We start from the raw sequence: 17290 nt of genomic DNA, 5'->3' as shown, positions 1-17290 counted from the left end.
ACTTTCACTGCATTTTTAGCAGAAAAATAGCTTAGTAACTGCTAATTTTTCATTACAATCCGGTTTGTGTAGTGTATATATTCGCGGATTAGCAAAATCAACCATGAGAAGAAGTACCTGTATCGTATATGCGGTAGCGTTATCGCTGCTTCCTGGAAGCCTGTTGGCCCAGCGGAAGACTATTTATGCCGCCACTACGTCCACCAACCAAACCAGCCTATCCGAAAGTATTTCAAAGGCGAAAGCGCTCCTTCAAAAAGAACCGGATGCCAATATTACCATTTATCTGAAGCCAGGCACCTATTTCCTGGATAGCACATTGGTATTGTCTTCCGCTGATCTGCCACCGGGCAAAGGGAGCATCACCGTGACCAGCGCCGGAAATGAAAAGCCACATACAGCGCCGGCAGCTGTTACCCTTAGTGGCGGGCAGCTTTTACGCCTTCAGTGGACATTATGGAAAGACGGTATTTATAAAGCCCCGCTGGACGTACCTTTTGAGTTCAGTCATCTTTATATCAATAACGAACAACAAATCCGTGCCCGCTATCCTAATTTTGACAGCAGCGCCAAACATTTCAATGGAACGGCCGATGATGTGCTCAGCCCGGAGAGGATTAAAACCTGGAAACATCCGCAAGGGGGTTATATACATGCCCTCCACAAGCATGAATGGGGTGGTTACCATTATCGCATTACCGGTATAAACACCGATGGCACATTGCAACTGGAAGGCGGTTACCAGAACAACCGGCAGATGGGGATGAATGAAAAGGAGCGTTTTGTAGAAAATATTTTCGAAGAGCTGGATGCTCCCCGCGAATGGTATTACGATAAAGCGGGTAAAACGCTTTATTATAAACCTGTTGCCGGTGTATCACCGGAAAAGGCGAGTGTCATTATTTCCCGCCTGCCGGAAATTGTGGCATTAAAAGGAACTGCAGATAAGCCCGTGAAAAATATAACGTTCAGGAATATACGCTTTGCACATAGCAATGCTACGTTTATGGATACCCGTGAGCCGCTGTTGCGGAGCGACTGGACCATTTACCGTGGCGGCGCTGTATTACTGGATGGCACCACGGACTGTAGCATCCTTGATTGCGAATTTGATCATAATGGCGGCAACGCTGTTTTTGTGAGCAACTATAACCGCCGTGCCTACATCTCCGGTAACGAAATTCATGATGCGGGTGGCAGCGGCATTTGTTTCGTTGGTAATAAAGATGCGGTAAGAGCACCGTTGTTTGAGTACAACGAGTCACAGGCATTTAATGGTATGGACACCGCTGCAGGCCCCAAAAGCCCTGATTATCCGGCCTCCTGCGTGGCTGCTGACAACCTCATTTATCGTACTGGCCGGATTGAAAAGCAAACTGCCGGCGTACAAATATCTATGGCCATGGATATTACGGTATCGCATAATACCATTTATGATGTACCACGTGCAGGCATTAACGTGAGTGAAGGTACCTGGGGCGGACATATCATTGAGTATAATGACGTATTTAACACCGTATTGGAAACGGGCGACCACGGCGCCTTTAATTCCTGGGGGCGCGACCGTTGGTGGTATCCGAACCGGGAGCAGCTGGATAGCCTGGTGGCAGTACATCCCTGGCTGATCAGGCAGGATGCCGTGAAAACCAACGTGCTGCGGAATAATCGTTTCCGTTGCGATCACGGCTGGGACATTGACCTGGATGATGGTTCCTCCAATTATCATATCTACAACAACGTATGCCTCAATGGCGGACTTAAACTACGGGAAGGCTTTTACCGTACCGTCGAAAATAACATTATGCTGAATAATTCCTTCCATCCGCATGTATGGTTTGAGAACAGTCACGATATTTTCAGACATAATATTGTAACTCGTACTTATAAGCCTATTGCTATTGAGTTTTGGGGAGATGAGATAGACCACAACTTTTTCCCGGAGCAAAATGCTATCAAGCCCCCTACAGATGGCCATTCACTGGCAGGTGACCCAATGTTCATTTCCCCTGCTACCGGTGATTACCGGGTACAACGAACTTCGCCGGCATTAAAAACAGGCTTCCGTAACTTCCCGATGGATCAATTTGGGGTTACTACGGCAGCGCTGAAAGCAAAGGCTAAAAAAGCACCATTGCCGGTATTGGCAAAGGAAGTGCTTAATGAAGAACCCAGCTTTTCCGGCTGGCAAGGTGCTCTCATGAAAAATATTGAAACACTGGGAGAACGTTCTGCCACCGGTTTACCGGATAACAAAGGCGCCTTTGTGGTAGCTGTACCAGAAAGCGGCCACAAATACCCTATAAAAGCAGGTGATGTTATCCTGCAACTGGGCGATAAAAAAATCAATACCAAAGAAGACCTGACGAAAGCGGATGAGTTGTATGGAGATAAAAAAGTGCCACTGGTTATTTTCAGGAATCAGCAGAGAATGACGCTGTAAAAGCAGAAAGCATAAAGCATAAAGCAAAAAGCTATTGTAGCGAATGAATAGTGCGGGTATTGAAGTTACTGACCCGCACTATTCATTCGCTACAATAGCTTTTTGCTTTATGCTTTATGCTTTCTGCTTTACCAACTCTCTACCCATTCCCGGTGCTGTTGCATCCAGTTTTTCACAGCGGCATCCTCATCTCTGTCTGTATCGGCCAGGGCACCCATGAGAGAGCCCAGTTGTTCACTATTCAACTGGAATTTACGGAAGAATTGAACGGCTACGGTGTCGGTTATACTAAATTCGTTATTGGCGATGGTTTGAATTTTTTCAGTGGCACCGAAAACCTGTTGGGGATCATCGAGGAAACGGAGCTGATAACGGGAGAACATCCAATGAGGCGCCCAGCCCGTGATAACGATGGGTTGCTTTTCATCGATGCTTTTCTTCAGTGTTGCCATCATAGCTGCTTCGCTGGAGGCTTGCAGCTCATAGTCCAGGGTGTAAGCTTTCACAGCCTCTTCAGCCTTGCCCATGATACCAGCGCCGGCATCAATTCCAACGATGTGACGATTGAATTTATCTTTGGCGGCGTTGAGTTCCGCGATGCTGTGAATATTTACATAGCCTGGTACTACCAATCCCACCCTGGCGTCTTCAAAGCTGGTATTTAATACGGTGAGCTGCTGACCAAACATTTCCATATAGCGTTGATGCGTTACCGGCATCCAGGCATCGAGGAATACGTCGGCATCGCCGCCGGCAACGGCCGCGAATATGGGCGCCACGTCGGCATTTTTCAGGGTAACCTCGTAGCCTTTTTGCTCCAGTATGTTTTTAGCCAGGTAGGTCATGGCCACACCTTCTGCCCAGTTGACGCAGCCAATCGTAATTTTCTTTTTGCCATTGGCGTCACCGGTATTACAGGCAACGACGACGAGCATGAGCGCTGCCAGTGCGAATAAAAATATTTGCTTCATATCAGGTTGTTTTTGAAGTCCGTTGTTTTCTTTTTCCAAACGACTGCGTGATGCGATCCAGGATGATGGCCAGGATTACGACGGCAATACCGCCTTCGAAGCCCACGCCTATCTTCAGTTGGGTGATCCCTTTGAGGACCACTTCTCCCAGTCCGCCGGCGGCAATCATAGCTGAAATCACCACCATCGACAGTGCCATCATGATGGTTTGGTTAACGCCCGCCAACAGGGTAGGCATGGCCAGCGGCAGCTCAACCTTGAAGAGCAACTGCCGGGACGTTGCGCCGAAAGAGTGGGTGGCTTCCACAATATCTTCCGGCACCTGTTTAATACCAAGCGTAGTGAGGCGGACTGCCGGCGGCATCGCGAAGATGATGGTAGCGAATACACCGGGCACTTTTCCCAATCCAAAAAATAACACTGCGGGAATGAGGTATACAAAGGCGGGCATGGTTTGCATGAAGTCCATCAGCGGGCGCATCATTTTGCCGGCAGTATTACTTTTAGCGGCCCAGATACCCAGTGGAATACCAATTAACAAGGCAATAACGGCCGATACGAGGACCAATGCCAGCGTTTCCATGGTTTGCCCCCAGTATCCCATACCGTAAATAAAACCGAGGCCCAGGAGGGTCATTATACCCACACCCCAGCCGGCCCGTTTCCAGGCCAGGAATGCCAGTAAAGTAATCACGATATAAAAGGGGGTGAAGGTCAGCAGCCATTGCACACTGCCAACCATTGCTTCCACCCCTATTTTGAGGGCCTTAAAGAAGGGACCAAAGTTATGGGTTAGCCAATTGATGAAATGTTCTATATATTTTCCTATTCTGATCATATCTTAATTCGTTTATCCATTGGGGTTATACCGGCTGATTACCGGTGGTTTCAATAATGAGCGATGTTTGTGAAATTAATCCCAGCAGTTTATTGCTTTGCGGATCAACTACTGCCACCGGCTTATCTGTTTCAGCGATAAAGGGCAACATTTGTTCTACCGTAGTATCCGGGTGTGCCACCGGTACATCGCGATGGATGGCCGCTTCGATGGTTTTGTCGCCCCTCCTTTTTACTTCCAGTATTTCCCGGAGATATACAAAGCCGAGGAAGTGTTTATCGACGGTTACTGCCGGGAGGATATCGAGGCCGGTGGCGCGCATTTTACGCAGGCTTCCTTCTGGTCCATCTTTCCGGAATACTGCCATGGTGGGTTTGGTATCCATCATAGAGGAGGCGGTGATAATCGTTTTGCGGTCCACTTTTTCCACGAAAGAGGATACATAATCGTTGGCGGGCGCCGTGAGGATTTCTTCCGGTGTGCCTATTTGTATCACTTCACCATCTTTCATGATAGCGATGCGATCGCCGAGGCGAATGGCTTCATCGAGATCATGGGTGATAAATATGATGGTTTTGTGCATCTTTTCCTGGAGGTCGAGCAGTTCATCCTGCATTTGCGTGCGGATGAGCGGATCGAGTGCAGAGAAGGCTTCATCCATGAGTAGCACTTCCGGATCGTTGGCCAGTGCGCGGGCCAGGCCTACACGTTGCTGCATACCACCGGACAATTCTGCCGGCAGCATTTGTTCGTAACCCATGAGTCCTACAAGCTCCACTACCGCGCGGGCTTTGTCTGTTCTTTCTGCCATGGGGATGCCCTGCAGTTCCAGCCCGAAAGCAATATTTTCCAGCACAGTGCGGTGTGGCAGCAAGCCGAATTTCTGGAACACCATGGAAATTTCTTTTCTGCGGGTTTGTTGCAAAGCGGCTTCGTTCAGCCTGGTGATGTTGGTACCGTTAAGTAAAATATCTCCGGCAGTGGGTTCTATCAGGCGGTTTAAACAGCGCAGCAGGCTTGACTTTCCGCTGCCGGACAAACCCATGATTACAAAGAATTCTCCCTTTTCAATTTGAAACGAAGCTTCCTTTACGGCCACAGTGCAGCCGGTAGCCTTAAGGATGGCTGCTTTGCTTTTACCTTCCTTCAGCATTTGCAGGGCGGCGTTGCGCTCACGGCCAAAGATGAGGGTCAGGTTATCGATTTGAAGTTTAGGCATTGTTGCATAGTTTTTAGCGCTGCCGGGACGGCGGGTTTTCAATCCGGTACAAGATGCGCTGGCCGGATCAGCTATGCACATAAAGAAGCTAATACGATGATCGTTGAATCATAGTTATCAATTTTCAAATATGTTTAAGCTGATCGTTTTCCAGGCGACACAGGTATCCTATGTGCATACAACTGTGTAAAACAGCTAGCCGGAGATGAAAACCGGGCGCGATGTGGCCCGACAAATGATCAATCCAATAAATATTGACTGTTATAGCGTATTGCGTGGTGCACGGAAGGCACATTCAACAGTCGAAAATGCGTAAAGCGAGGCGAAGGTACGAAAAAATGACTGCGCTGCCAAGGAAAACACCTATAAAGGTATCCATCTCTCTAAAAACCAATACTTTATTTACAATTTATTATATAACAAAAATGCTATTTATGGCAATTGTACAGGGATTCAAACAACAACGCGGACTCTGTTGTTATACCATTCCTACGAGATGCAATTGTCTGTTTCCGCTAACAGCCGGATAATCGAGATTCAAACTGATCTATACATTCATCATCATTAAACCCTACAATTATGTCTTTCGACTTACTGGAAAGCGCTAAAAGTATTTTCAACAACAATGTGGTTAGTCAGGCTTCCTCACAACTTGGGGAAAGTGAGGGAGGAATTCAGAAAGCCATTGGTGGCATAGTACCGGTTATTTTAGGTGGTCTGCTCAGCAAGGCAGGATCATCAGGAAGTGCCGGCGGGTTGCTCGATATGGTAAAAGGGGTAGCCGGGGATGCAAATCCATCGGCCATTACAGGCGCGCTTCAGGGTGGCGCAGGTGGACTGATGAGCAAAGGCGCCGATTTACTCCGTAGCCTGTTTGGCGATAAGGTAGGCTCTATCGTGGGTATGTTATCCTCATTTGCCGGCATCAAAGAATCTTCCGCCAACACATTACTGCAAACGGCTGCACCGGCTACACTGGGCACTGTAGGCCAATATGCGGCACAAAATAATCTTAGTCCTAACTCTTTCCTTTCTTTACTGGATTCTCAAAAAGATAAAATACTGGGGGCCATTCCCGGTGGATTAAATATTGCCGGCATCCTGGGGCTGGCTAACCTGGGCGACCTGGGTAAAAAACTGGGTATCGGCACAGATACTGCCACTACCAGTGCGGGCGCCGTGAACATCAAGCCTGTTGGTGGTAGCAGCAATCGTTGGGTGTGGTCATTGCTGCTGATATTAATTGCCATCATTTTACTGTGGTACCTGATGCGTGGTTGCGGCAACAATAAACCTGGTGGCACACCGGTATCAGACAGCATTACTACCAGTCAGCTCGCTGATTCTGCTTCCATGGGTGTAGCCACGACCCCACCTGTTACTGAAACCAGGGAAAGCATTAAAGTAACTCTTCCTGATGGCGTAGTACTGGATGCATATAAAGGTGGCATTGAAGATCAACTAGTCACCTTCCTGAAAGATGGTAGCAAAGCTGCCGGCAAAGATGTATGGTTTGACTTCGATAATCTCAACTTCAAAACAGGTAGTGCTGAACTGACAGAGGAAAGCATGAAGCAGGTGGGTAATATTGCCGCTATCATGAAAGCATTTCCGAAAGCTAAGATAAAAATAGGTGGTTATACTGACCGCACCGGTGATAGCACTGCTAACCTGCGCCTGTCGAAAGAGCGCGCTGAATCAGTGGTGACATCGTTGAAGAAGGAGAAAACCAATGCAACCCAGTTACTGGGAGCAGAAGGTTATGGCTCTCAATTCGCAAAAGCCGCTGCTAATGCTCCTGATGAAGAAAGGAAAAAGGACAGGCATATTTCGGTGAGTGTACGGGAGAAATAATTGCTGAGCAGAAAGCATAAAGCAGAAAGCAAAAAGCTATTGAGGCGAATGATTAAAGCGGATATTATACTCGCTCAGATCATTCGCCTCAATAGCTTTATGCTTTATGCTTTTTGCTTTCTGCTATTCTTTTACCAGCACTATCTTACTACGATCGGCTTTGTAAACGGCGCCCACGAACTTCACTAATTCCGGGAAATCAGTGGCGGGAAATACGCCAGCCTGTTGTTCTATTTTTCGTATATAGATGATCGTATTCCCTTTTACGATGGAGGAAGCACTGTAACTTCCGAATTTTCCGGATACCGTTACAGGCGCAGGCATTGCTTCCGGGCGATAACCTGGCGGTAAAGTAATGTTCACGGTATCGATGTCCCGGTAAGCAAAGTTAAACCTGATCTCTGATTTCCGCCCCTCTTCTGCATCCAGTTTTATGCCGCCGCGGTTAAGAATATCAGGCAACAGAAACATTCGTTTACCCGTTACCGTTGCATAGTTATGTCCTTTGATCTGTAATGTTTGCTCCATAGCCGGAATGACACCAGGTATTTCTTTATAATGATAACCAGTGATATCATAGCTTGAGAGATCGAGTCCTTCCCGCAACCGTTCCAACTGTTTTTCTTTACTCAACCGATGAATCATTTCATGCTGATAGTCCTGTTGAAGCCCGGTACGGACGGTTCTGGTGCTGATATCAATATTGCCACTGGAATCCACTACGGCGTTGATAGTACGCACCAGCTGATTACAATTGATATTGTAAAAAGGTGTACGAATCAGCTTACTGTCCTTCTCATCTACCAGCAATACGGGCCGGTCGTCCGTAAAGTCGCCCAGGTACCCTGCAGACTTTATACTGCTGGTACACTCCAGCCAGGTAGTATCTTTGCTGTCTGGCACACAGAGAATAACGTGGTTAAACTGAGAAGAAGGAAAGTCTTCCCGGAGGGTATGCGAATACTCTCCTGCCTTTACCAGTACACAATTCGATTTGATACCAGCTTCTTTCAACAATGCCATCATATAATTAGACAATGCTTTACAATCGCCATATCCTTTTGACGCAACAGACATGGCGTCAAACGTCTGCCAGCCGCCTATGCCCAGTTGAATACTGATATAGCGGGTATTCTGCTGCATATACTTATACAAGGCGTCTATTTTTTCCTTGCGGGAAGAAAGTCCTTTTGTCAGTTCCTGTACTTTGGCTTTGATATTATCAGGCAACACATCTCTGCCTTCATTCAGTTTATAAACAAAGTTGCCGAAGTCTTTCCAGGAGCTCATATTTCCTTTATAACGCTCTATTTCAAAATCGGTAGCGCCAAGAAAAACGCCGGGTGTGCGACGGTAAAATTCATCAGGATTCACTTCCTGTTTTAATGCTGCCAGTTGCTTTACCTCCCAGGTATATGTTTTGGTACTTTTGTCTGTTGTAATGACCGGTTCACCATTATACAGGTAACTCCGGTAACGCAGTGCATAATCCTGCGGGGTTATAACGGTGAGCTTACTTTGTTCTACTGTACAGTCGATGCCCTCCTGGGGTTGCCATTGCGGTAGCCAGGCAGTATGATTCTGACGCACTTCAACTGTATATTCTACCGTATATGGATACACGGTATGATAAAACTGATGAATTTTCATGCGGTCGTCTGTCATCAGGCTACCATCCCCTACTGCACTGACATCCTTGATATCACTTTGCTTTAACCGTTTTACCAGTTCGCCATTGGCATCATATAATGCGCCGGAGATGGAACGTATTTCCCTAAGTTTATCGTAGTATTCGTATAGCCGTACATCTCCTGCTCCTTCTTCATCCAACACGGTGGTGATATAATGAAAGGTAACACGGGTATCTAACGGATCATTGATTTTAACGGTGGTTTCATCCAGCCGTTTCACGGTATGTGCATGTTCTTTCAGTGCGGCCGGGATTGTTTTAGCCGGATATACCGGATCCCCTGCCTGTGCGGTTTGCGCGGCAATGGACAGCCAACATCCTGCGCAGATTATTAACAGTTTGCGCATATATTATTTTTTCTTTTTTAAGACAATTTGTTCGGCCTGCTTTTTTACAATCAGATCAAAAAATTCCCGCAGGGTGGGGTAATCATCCGGTCCGAAATTGGCTTTATTCAGTTTAATGCGGCAACGCAGCTGGATATGGTTTTCCGCCTGCTGAATCAGGTATTGGAACTGGCCTTCGTTTTCATTGAAGTTGGCGATGGTAGGTTTGGGTAATTCATCTATCACATATCCATCCGGCACATCCATGTTAAAGGAATATACTTCGTCTGAAACGCTTGTCATTTCCACCGGGAACTTACGTTCCATGGATTTAAAGGGATTGCTTTTATATGCTTCTCCCAGCATGGGGTTAATATATAAGATATCTTCGTTGCCCAACTGCATGTCAAATTCATATTTCACCATTACCGGGTCTTCCAGGTTTTTAAGATCTTCTATTTCTTTATTCTTCAGTTCCATGTCGCCGGTATAGGATTTTCCGATTTGTTTGAAGAACTCGTCCTGCCCTTTTTCTTTCACCTTATTGCGCACTGCATAGGATTCAAAGTAGGTGGGCCTTTGCATGAAGGAACCTTCCATCATTCCGTCTTTTATTTTTCCGAGCATGACGCTGGTAAATTTTTGTTCTTTCAATGAATCGGCTCCCAGTGCAATGGGAGTAGCAAATTCATCTACCGTTCTGGCGGCGCCGTTATAACATTCAGATGGCAGCCGGCAGAAGCCCAGCAATGGATGGGAAGCATCCAGTGTAATGTTTTCGTCGCCGAGATTTACAGTAGCTACCACGTAGTTAAAGCGGGTGTACAGCGGATAAAACTGGTATACATAACCGTTACTGCGGGTGCTGAGAATGGCGGGAGACGCGAAGAGTCCCGCTTTCTTCAGCATGGCGACCAACAGGATATTGATATCTGCCACCGTTCCGCTTTTGGTGTTAAAAACGGTTTTCAGCGATTTTCTCATCCACAAGGCGTGGTAACTGGTACAGGTAAAATTATCACGTACCCAGGTAAATATTTTCTGTGCTTTTTCCCGGTTGGTTTTGGCATCTTTCACCAGTTCATCAACAGTACCTGCGAGGAAGCCGTTATTATTATCCAGTGCACCGGCCATATCGGGATCTTTCAGCATATCCTTCATCAGTTGATCCCAGGTGCTCTGCACCGGTTTACGTGGCTGGTCCGGCCAATTGTAGGCCGACAGCTGGAACTCCATGCGGTTTACGTAGTTATCTGTAGTGGTGATAAAGCTCTCACTATGAATAGCCGGCACATCTTTCAGTGCCCATTTATAGTTAGTGATATTGGGGGTAACCGTCACCGTTTGAGAAGGACCTGCCCCGCCATGCGATTCATTGCGGAAGGTGAATGTAGAACGGCTGTAGTCCTTTGTTTTCACTACATACTTTTCGTATCCCTGTGGGATGAGCATATAGTCGAAGTACTCGGGAATGGATACACTATATTCACTCCACAGCCGCGGGTATTCACCCTGGAAATCCCAGGAGCGCAGGTGGCGGTAGTAAGGCGAAGTAATCGTGTAGGTGTACTCCACAATGGTGCCTTCTTTTACGGCAGGAAGGGTAAATTTCTTTACCATCACGGACTTATCCTGTTTATCACTGAACACACTTTTGCTGTCCATTTTGGTCTCCACTACTTCTCCGTTTTCGAGGTTATAGGCAGCGGCTTTCAGGTTCTGCAATTTTTCTTCCTGTGTTTCAGATTTGTACAGGGGTACTTCTACAGTGGCCACGTCGTAGCCGTTTTTGTCGACAACTTTAATCCGGCGGTGTACTTTGTAGACCAGCCGCAGATCGTTACCATCTGTTTCGAACTTCGACGAGCCGATCTCGGACAGCACGATGGCGTGGGCGCCGGTGTCTTTGTCGAACTTTTCGATAGTAAATTCCTGTTTATCAACTTTTCCAAATTTCATTTTGGCGGGATCCTGGGCAGTGGCACGCAGGGTAAACAAACTGCCCGTGAGGCAGACGAGCGAAACAATGTTATAGCGCATACAGTATAAGGACATATCGGATAATATGCGGGATGAAGGTATAAAATTTCATGTAATTTCGCGGAGATGACGCATACTTTATTCATAAAAGAGCTGGCCAGGGAACTGGGATTTGATCACTGCGGTATCGCGCAGGCGGTGCAGTTGGATGAGGATGCGCGCAGACTGGAGGCCTGGCTGAGTAAGGGCATGCATGGCAACATGCAGTATATGGAGAATCATTTCGACAAGCGTATAGATCCCCGTAAACTGGTAGATGGCGCCCGGTCTGTAATTACCTTGTTGTTTAATTACTTTCCTTCCGAGCGGCAGCGCAGCGATGCCCCGCGTATTTCCAAATATGCTTATGGTCATGACTATCACGAGGTGATCCGGGCAAAGCTGAAAACCATGTTGCTGCGCATGCAGGAGCATATAGGACCAGTTCAGGGCCGCGGTTTCGTGGATTCTGCGCCGGTGTTGGAGCGTGCCTGGGCCAGGCGTAGCGGGTTGGGCTGGATTGGTAAAAACGGGAACCTTATTCATAAACAGGCCGGATCATTTTTCTTTATTGCCACGCTGATTACGGATCTGGCGCTTGAGTATGATGGCCCGGTGGGCGACTACTGCGGGTCCTGTACACGTTGCCTGGATGCCTGTCCTACGGAAGCGCTGGTAGCACCGGGCGTAGTAGACGGCAGCAAATGTATTTCCTACTTTACCATAGAGCTAAAAGACCAGTTGATACCGGATAAGATGAAGGGGCAGTTTGATGACTGGATGTTTGGCTGTGATACCTGCCAGGATGTGTGTCCATGGAACCGGTTTTCCAAAGCCCACCAGGAGGCGGAGTTTACGCCTATACCGGCTATTCTTAACTTCTCTACCCGCGACTGGGAAGAGTTGACAGAAGAAGCTTTTAAAACCATTTTCCGTCATTCTCCCCTTAAGCGCAGCAAGTTTGGTGGGATTCGCCGTAACCTGGATTTTTTAAGCGGTTAGCTTTTAGCCATTAGCTTCTAGCAAAATGCAGCGGAGAACATTAAATGTTAATCTCCGCTGCATTTTGCTAGAAGCTAATGGCTAAAAGCTAGCTGCTTCAATCAGCCACCGGGTCAGGTCTGTTGCTGCTTCTATATTTTGGTAAGATGCCGGTAATCTCTTTCCATCTACATATTCGTTATAAAACCAGGGGTCTCCTACGGCGAATACCGTTCCTTTTCCCACCCGGGCCACTGCCATGATTACATCATCGCCGTCTTTAAAAACGGCTCTGGCAGGCAACTTCAGCTGTATAGTCGATAATTCCTTGATGTATACTTTTTCCCCGCGGGTAAAAATTTCGTGTCCTGCAGGGAGGTTAAAGGTACCCTGCTCCCAGTTTTTACCTTTCACACGGTTACGGCTATCCCCATTAAAGTGGATACCAAATTTTTCACTCAGTTGATTAAAGTGATCGAATTCCGCATTGGCGGAATCGTTTTCCAACAGCACCAGGACACCGCCGGCTTTTACCCAGTTGGCGATAGCTGCAGCATCCTTTTTATTCATATAGTTGGGGTGGGGAGATTCTTTGTCGGTATCCGGGTCAATGATCATATAGATATCCGTTTTTGCCAGGTTGGCCGCAGTGGGCGCCTGGAGCAGGCTATCTCTTTTTACGCCCAGGGAGTCAAAAACGTGTCCCCATATAGACAGGCCTCCCATGTCTGTTTCGCTCCAGATATAGTGCCAGCGTACCGGTGTGCCATCTTTACCGGGCTTAAACTCGTTGTTGTAATAGTAATCGAGGGTAACGGTGAGTGCTTTACCCGGCTGCTGTTGGGCGATAGCATTGATCGCCAGGTTACATAACAACAGCGTACTTGTCAGGATGCGTTTCATGGATGTTCAGATTGGTAAAAAAGTACTCATTTATCTTTAAAGATTATAACAAGGGGGCCTTGAAATTATCTTGTTTGCCTAGAACAGCCGCCCATGGCTTCATTTCATTTTTTTTAAAATATTATTTGCTAATTCCTTGACAATCGTTTTAGCTTCATTTACTTTTGTACAGCAGGAGGAGAAATACCCCAACCAAAGCGTAAATATCACACATTATATACCGGTTACGCCGGACAAGCTGATTAACTTTTTATGGACCTGAGTGCCATAACGTGGAATTTTAGCAATAAAGGTCGAATTCTTTCGACCTTTCTTTTTTTTATAACCTTTTTGTACCGTATTTTCGCACCATAATAATTGTCAATTAGACATTTTAAACCCATAAAATCCACGTGTTGAATAATGTTTTCCTATTCTTTAATCCATAACAATTAAAAGTTTATCATACTGGCATTAGCCGGAATAACACTCTTTCGTTAAAATACTCAGTATTAATCAATGCTGTTTTGGTTGTTACCTGTTGCCGGGGCTTTCCAGCTCCGGCTATTTTATAATAGCCTTTTCCCGGCCATCCGTCATACGTAATTCATAATTCGTTATTCTTTTGCTATCTTTCAACACACAAATAACGTCATGGAAATTAAAGTTCTGACTGCACCAGGGTTGGGTAGCTCTGGTCCTTTACACTGGCAAACCCTGTGGGAACAGTCTATACCCGGTACCAGGCGGATTGAGCAAACGGATTGGGACGCGCCGGTTTGCGAACGCTGGATAGCGCAGATAGAGCAATCGGTAAAAGCGGCGGGGCCACAGGTGGTGATTGCCGCCCATAGCCTGGCTTGTATTGCATTGGCGCATTGGGCGGCGCAAAGCAAAACCAAAATTACCGCTGCGTTGCTGGTAGCCCCGGCAGATGCAGAAAGACCAGGGTTTCCGGCTGCTGCGGTAGGATTTTCGCCCATTCCATTGGTGAAGCTGCCTTTTAAAAGCATTATTGTAGCCAGTACTAATGATCCGTATTGTTCGTTGGAGCGGGCGGCTTTTTTTGCCGGTAAATGGGGCAGCCGTTTTGTGAATGCCGGCGCCAAAGGTCATATCAATAGTGAATCCGGTTTGGGAGAATGGCAGGAAGGACAAAACCTGCTGAAAGAACTGGTTCAAAACTGGCCTACTCTCTGATGATTTACTGCCAACTTGTTTAACCTGTAATTTCCCCGATTTCCATCTCCTTCTTTCCCTGCTTATCCAATACTTTTCTTTTGCCGGCAAAAAATAATATCTTAGTTGCTGAATGCTCAACTAAATCGATTTTTCAACGGCAACAATTAACATAATGATAAACTACTACCGGAAGGCTGCCAGATAAGATTGTTGCTACCTTTGCCCCCTTTAAACGGGGGAACGCTTTATTTACAAAGTAACCACTGCATTTTACAACAGATGAATTATACAATGAAGAATTTTGTTTCGGTTTTGTCGGGTGTATTACTGGCGGCCAGTGCACATGCACAAATCAGGCAATACACGATGGCAGCGGCGCATTCGCACAACGACTATGAACGTGCAACGCCCTTTTATGCTGCCGCCTCCCTGCAGTTTGGGTCTATTGAGGCAGATATACACCTGAAAGAGGGTGTCATATACGTAGCACATGATCCCAGTGCTATCACTCCCTTCCGTACCTTTAAAGAAATGTACCTGCAACCGGTACTGCGCCAGTTTGCCCTGTATAACGGCAAACCTTATGCAGATAACTCTCCCATGCAGTTACTGATAGATATTAAAACAGAAGGCAGTTCCACCCTGCAGGCATTACAAACCCTGCTGCTGCCATACCGCCAATATTTCGACCGCAACACCAACCCATCCGCAGTGAAGCTCGTGATCTCCGGTAACCTGCCTCCAATGACCGAATGGGAAAAATTCGATCCTATCTTCTTTTTTGACGGCAGACCAGACAGCGTATATCCGGCGGCGTTAAAATCCCGCATCGCTATGCTGAGCGTGGACTTCGGCCAATACGCCAAATGGAATGGCAAAGGCACCCTGGTACCGGCGGAACTGAAAAAAGTGACCCAGGTAATTGACCAGGTACACCAGCAAGGGTATGCTTTCCGTTTCTGGGGCGCTCCTTCTACCCGGTCCACGTATTATAAATTGATGGACCTGGGTGTAGACTGGATTGGAACCGACCATCCGGAAGAATTGTATGATGTGATGCATAAAACCACGCATACCACTGCAGGTGATATGCCGGTACATCCTGTATATACACCGAGTTATGTATCTGATGCCACACAGGTACGTTCTAAAAACGTCATCCTCTTTATCGGTGATGGTACCGGCCTGGCAGAAATGTTTGCAGGTTATACCGCCAACAAAGGCGCGCTCAATATCTTCCAGATGAAACAGGTTGGCCTGTCTAAAACCCAGTCGACCGATAACTACCATACTGACTCCGCTGCAGGCGGCTCTGCGCTGGGTACCGGCAGCAAAACCCACAACCGGGCTATTGGTATGGACAACACGTATGTTTCCATCCCGGTACTTCCGGAAGTGCTGGCGCCCAAGGGTATCCAGAGTGGGGTGATTGTAACGGAAGAAATTACCGGCGCTACCCCAGGCTCTTTCTACGGTCATACGCCAGACCGGGACAGCACCTATACCCTGAACAGGCAATTACTCAGCAGCAAGCTGCAACTGGCAGTAGGTGGTGGCAGAGAAGAACTGGAGAGAGACGGCGGCGCAGCCCTGTCTGATGCAGGCATTCAAATGTATGATAACCTGGATAGCTGGGATCCGGCGATGAAAAAAAGGACGTTGGTGATCCTCAGCGACAAAGTAGTTACGTCTATGCGTAATGGCCGGGGAGCATACCTGAAAACAGCTTTGAAAAAGGCTTTACAACAGTTAAATGCTTCCGGGAAGGGATTTTTCCTGATGGTGGAAGGTTCCCGTATAGACCATGGCGGGCACTTCAACGACCTGGACTACCTGGTGCGTGAAATGCTTGATTTTGATGATGCCATTGGAGAAGCCCTGCGCTTTGCAGATAAAGACAAACAAACGACGGTGATTGTAACGGCAGACCATGAAACCGGCGGCCTGGCCCTGATGGACGGCGATATTGCAAAAGGTACCTTACGCGGTCACTTTGCCACCAATGATCACACGGGTATCCCGGTAATGGTGTTTGCTTACGGTCCTAATTCCCAACTGTTCCGTGGGGTGTATGAGAATAATGAAATACACGCGAAGATGCTGAAATGCTTTCGGCTCTAAATAGTTCACAGAGGGACGCGTTTCGCGTCCCTCTTCCTTTCCCCCTCTCCTAGCGCAGGTTGCCCGGATCTGTTACAAAGTTCAGGAAGGCATTAAATTTAGCGTTGTACTTGCGTTTATCCAGTTTGAAGTAGAAGGCGCCCCGTTTGGAACTGAGGCGATCTTTATCTTTCTGTTTTATCAGCAGTCCTGTTGACAATACTTTGCGGCTGAAATTGCGTTTATCGAATGTTACGTCGTATACGGCTTCATACAGTAGCTGCAATTGGGGTATCGTAAACTTCAGTGGTAGCAGTTCAAACAAAATAGGGTGTATAGCGGCTTTATAGCGAATTTTTTCCTGGGCCATCTTCACCATATCAGTATGATCAAAAACCAGGTCCGGCAGTTTATCCAATGAAATCCACTCTGCGTGGTAGTCATCGCTGATTTGTAACTTTAGCTGGTTGATATCAATCAGGGCAAAGTAGGCGATGGAAACGGTACGTTCTACGGGGTCGCGGGAGGGTTCCCCGAACGCGAAGAGCTGTTCCATGTATACGCCCTCAAGTCCTGTTAGCTTGTGGAGTACGCGCTCAGCAGCTGTTTCAAAGCTTTCATCTGCCTGTACAAATCCGCCCATCAGGCTCCATTTATTTTTTTGTGGCTCGAATCCCCGCTTGATCAGCAGCAGCTTCAATTCTTCTCCATCAAAACCGAAAATGATACAATCAACTGCTACCAGCATTCTTGATTGCCCTGAATAACGTATCATAACGCGAACTATT

General features: G+C 47.1%; 12 protein-coding genes. 5 read left to right on the top strand and 7 right to left on the bottom strand.

Features of this window, described 5'->3' with window-relative positions; translation table 11 throughout:
* Window positions 1–103 precede the first annotated feature (103 nt).
* Complete coding sequence (locus tag J7623_RS15280; RefSeq protein ID WP_291921640.1) at window positions 104–2440, top strand: PDZ domain-containing protein; 2337 nt, start codon at window positions 104–106, stop codon at window positions 2438–2440.
* A 128-nt stretch (window positions 2441–2568) separates the two neighbouring features.
* Here J7623_RS15280 and J7623_RS15275 read toward each other — a convergent pair whose 3' ends face one another.
* Genes J7623_RS15275 through J7623_RS15265 form a run of 3 tightly spaced genes read right to left on the bottom strand, consistent with a single transcriptional unit; the run spans window position 2569 to window position 5468 of the window.
* Window positions 2569–3411, bottom strand: a complete 843-nt coding sequence (locus J7623_RS15275) for a glycine betaine ABC transporter substrate-binding protein (RefSeq protein ID WP_291921638.1) — start codon at window positions 3409–3411, stop codon at window positions 2569–2571.
* 1 nt (window position 3412) lies between these two features.
* Window positions 3413–4249 (bottom strand): proline/glycine betaine ABC transporter permease, encoded by an 837-nt coding sequence (locus tag J7623_RS15270; protein WP_291921635.1) that lies wholly within the window; start codon window positions 4247–4249, stop codon window positions 3413–3415.
* A gap of 25 nt (window positions 4250–4274) precedes the next feature.
* Entirely contained in the window at window positions 4275–5468 is a 1194-nt protein-coding gene (locus tag J7623_RS15265) for a glycine betaine/L-proline ABC transporter ATP-binding protein (protein WP_291921633.1), read from the bottom strand.
* A gap of 579 nt (window positions 5469–6047) precedes the next feature.
* Here J7623_RS15265 and J7623_RS15260 point away from each other — a divergent pair.
* Window positions 6048–7322 (top strand): OmpA family protein, encoded by a 1275-nt coding sequence (locus tag J7623_RS15260; protein WP_291921630.1) that lies wholly within the window; start codon window positions 6048–6050, stop codon window positions 7320–7322.
* Window positions 7323–7445: 123 nt separating this feature from the next.
* On the opposite strand, the gene J7623_RS15255 is transcribed toward J7623_RS15260, so the two are convergent.
* Both J7623_RS15255 and J7623_RS15250 read right to left on the bottom strand, forming a co-directional pair.
* On the bottom strand, window positions 7446–9359 hold the full coding sequence (locus tag J7623_RS15255; RefSeq protein WP_291921629.1) for a DUF3857 domain-containing protein: 1914 nt from the start codon (window positions 9357–9359) through the stop codon (window positions 7446–7448).
* 3 nt (window positions 9360–9362) lie between these two features.
* The gene (locus tag J7623_RS15250; RefSeq protein ID WP_291921626.1) at window positions 9363–11393 is read right to left on the bottom strand and encodes a transglutaminase domain-containing protein; all 2031 of its coding nucleotides are present in this window, start codon (window positions 11391–11393) and stop codon (window positions 9363–9365) included.
* A 51-nt stretch (window positions 11394–11444) separates the two neighbouring features.
* Between J7623_RS15250 and queG the strand changes: the two genes are divergently transcribed.
* On the top strand, window positions 11445–12359 hold the full coding sequence (queG, locus tag J7623_RS15245) for a tRNA epoxyqueuosine(34) reductase QueG (protein WP_291921623.1): 915 nt from the start codon (window positions 11445–11447) through the stop codon (window positions 12357–12359).
* An 81-nt stretch (window positions 12360–12440) separates the two neighbouring features.
* Here the strand turns inward: queG and J7623_RS15240 are convergent, their stop codons facing one another.
* Window positions 12441–13241: a DUF4350 domain-containing protein gene (locus J7623_RS15240; protein ID WP_291921620.1), complete on the bottom strand. Its 801-nt coding sequence runs from the start codon at window positions 13239–13241 to the stop codon at window positions 12441–12443.
* Between the two features lie 633 nt (window positions 13242–13874).
* Between J7623_RS15240 and J7623_RS15235 the strand changes: the two genes are divergently transcribed.
* Together J7623_RS15235 and J7623_RS15230 are read left to right on the top strand one after the other, a co-directional pair.
* Window positions 13875–14420: an alpha/beta hydrolase gene (locus tag J7623_RS15235; protein ID WP_291921618.1), complete on the top strand. Its 546-nt coding sequence runs from the start codon at window positions 13875–13877 to the stop codon at window positions 14418–14420.
* 273 nt (window positions 14421–14693) lie between these two features.
* Window positions 14694–16523: an alkaline phosphatase gene (locus J7623_RS15230; protein ID WP_291921615.1), complete on the top strand. Its 1830-nt coding sequence runs from the start codon at window positions 14694–14696 to the stop codon at window positions 16521–16523.
* A gap of 49 nt (window positions 16524–16572) precedes the next feature.
* Here the strand turns inward: J7623_RS15230 and J7623_RS15225 are convergent, their stop codons facing one another.
* A complete protein-coding gene (locus tag J7623_RS15225) occupies window positions 16573–17277 on the bottom strand; it encodes an NUDIX domain-containing protein (RefSeq protein ID WP_291921613.1) in 705 nt (234 codons plus the stop codon).
* Window positions 17278–17290 lie beyond the last annotated feature (13 nt).

Origin of the sequence: Chitinophaga sp., from assembly GCF_017745275.1 — a bacterium.
Taxonomy (GTDB): domain Bacteria; phylum Bacteroidota; class Bacteroidia; order Chitinophagales; family Chitinophagaceae; genus Chitinophaga.
This window is presented reverse-complemented; position numbering and strand designations above follow the sequence as displayed.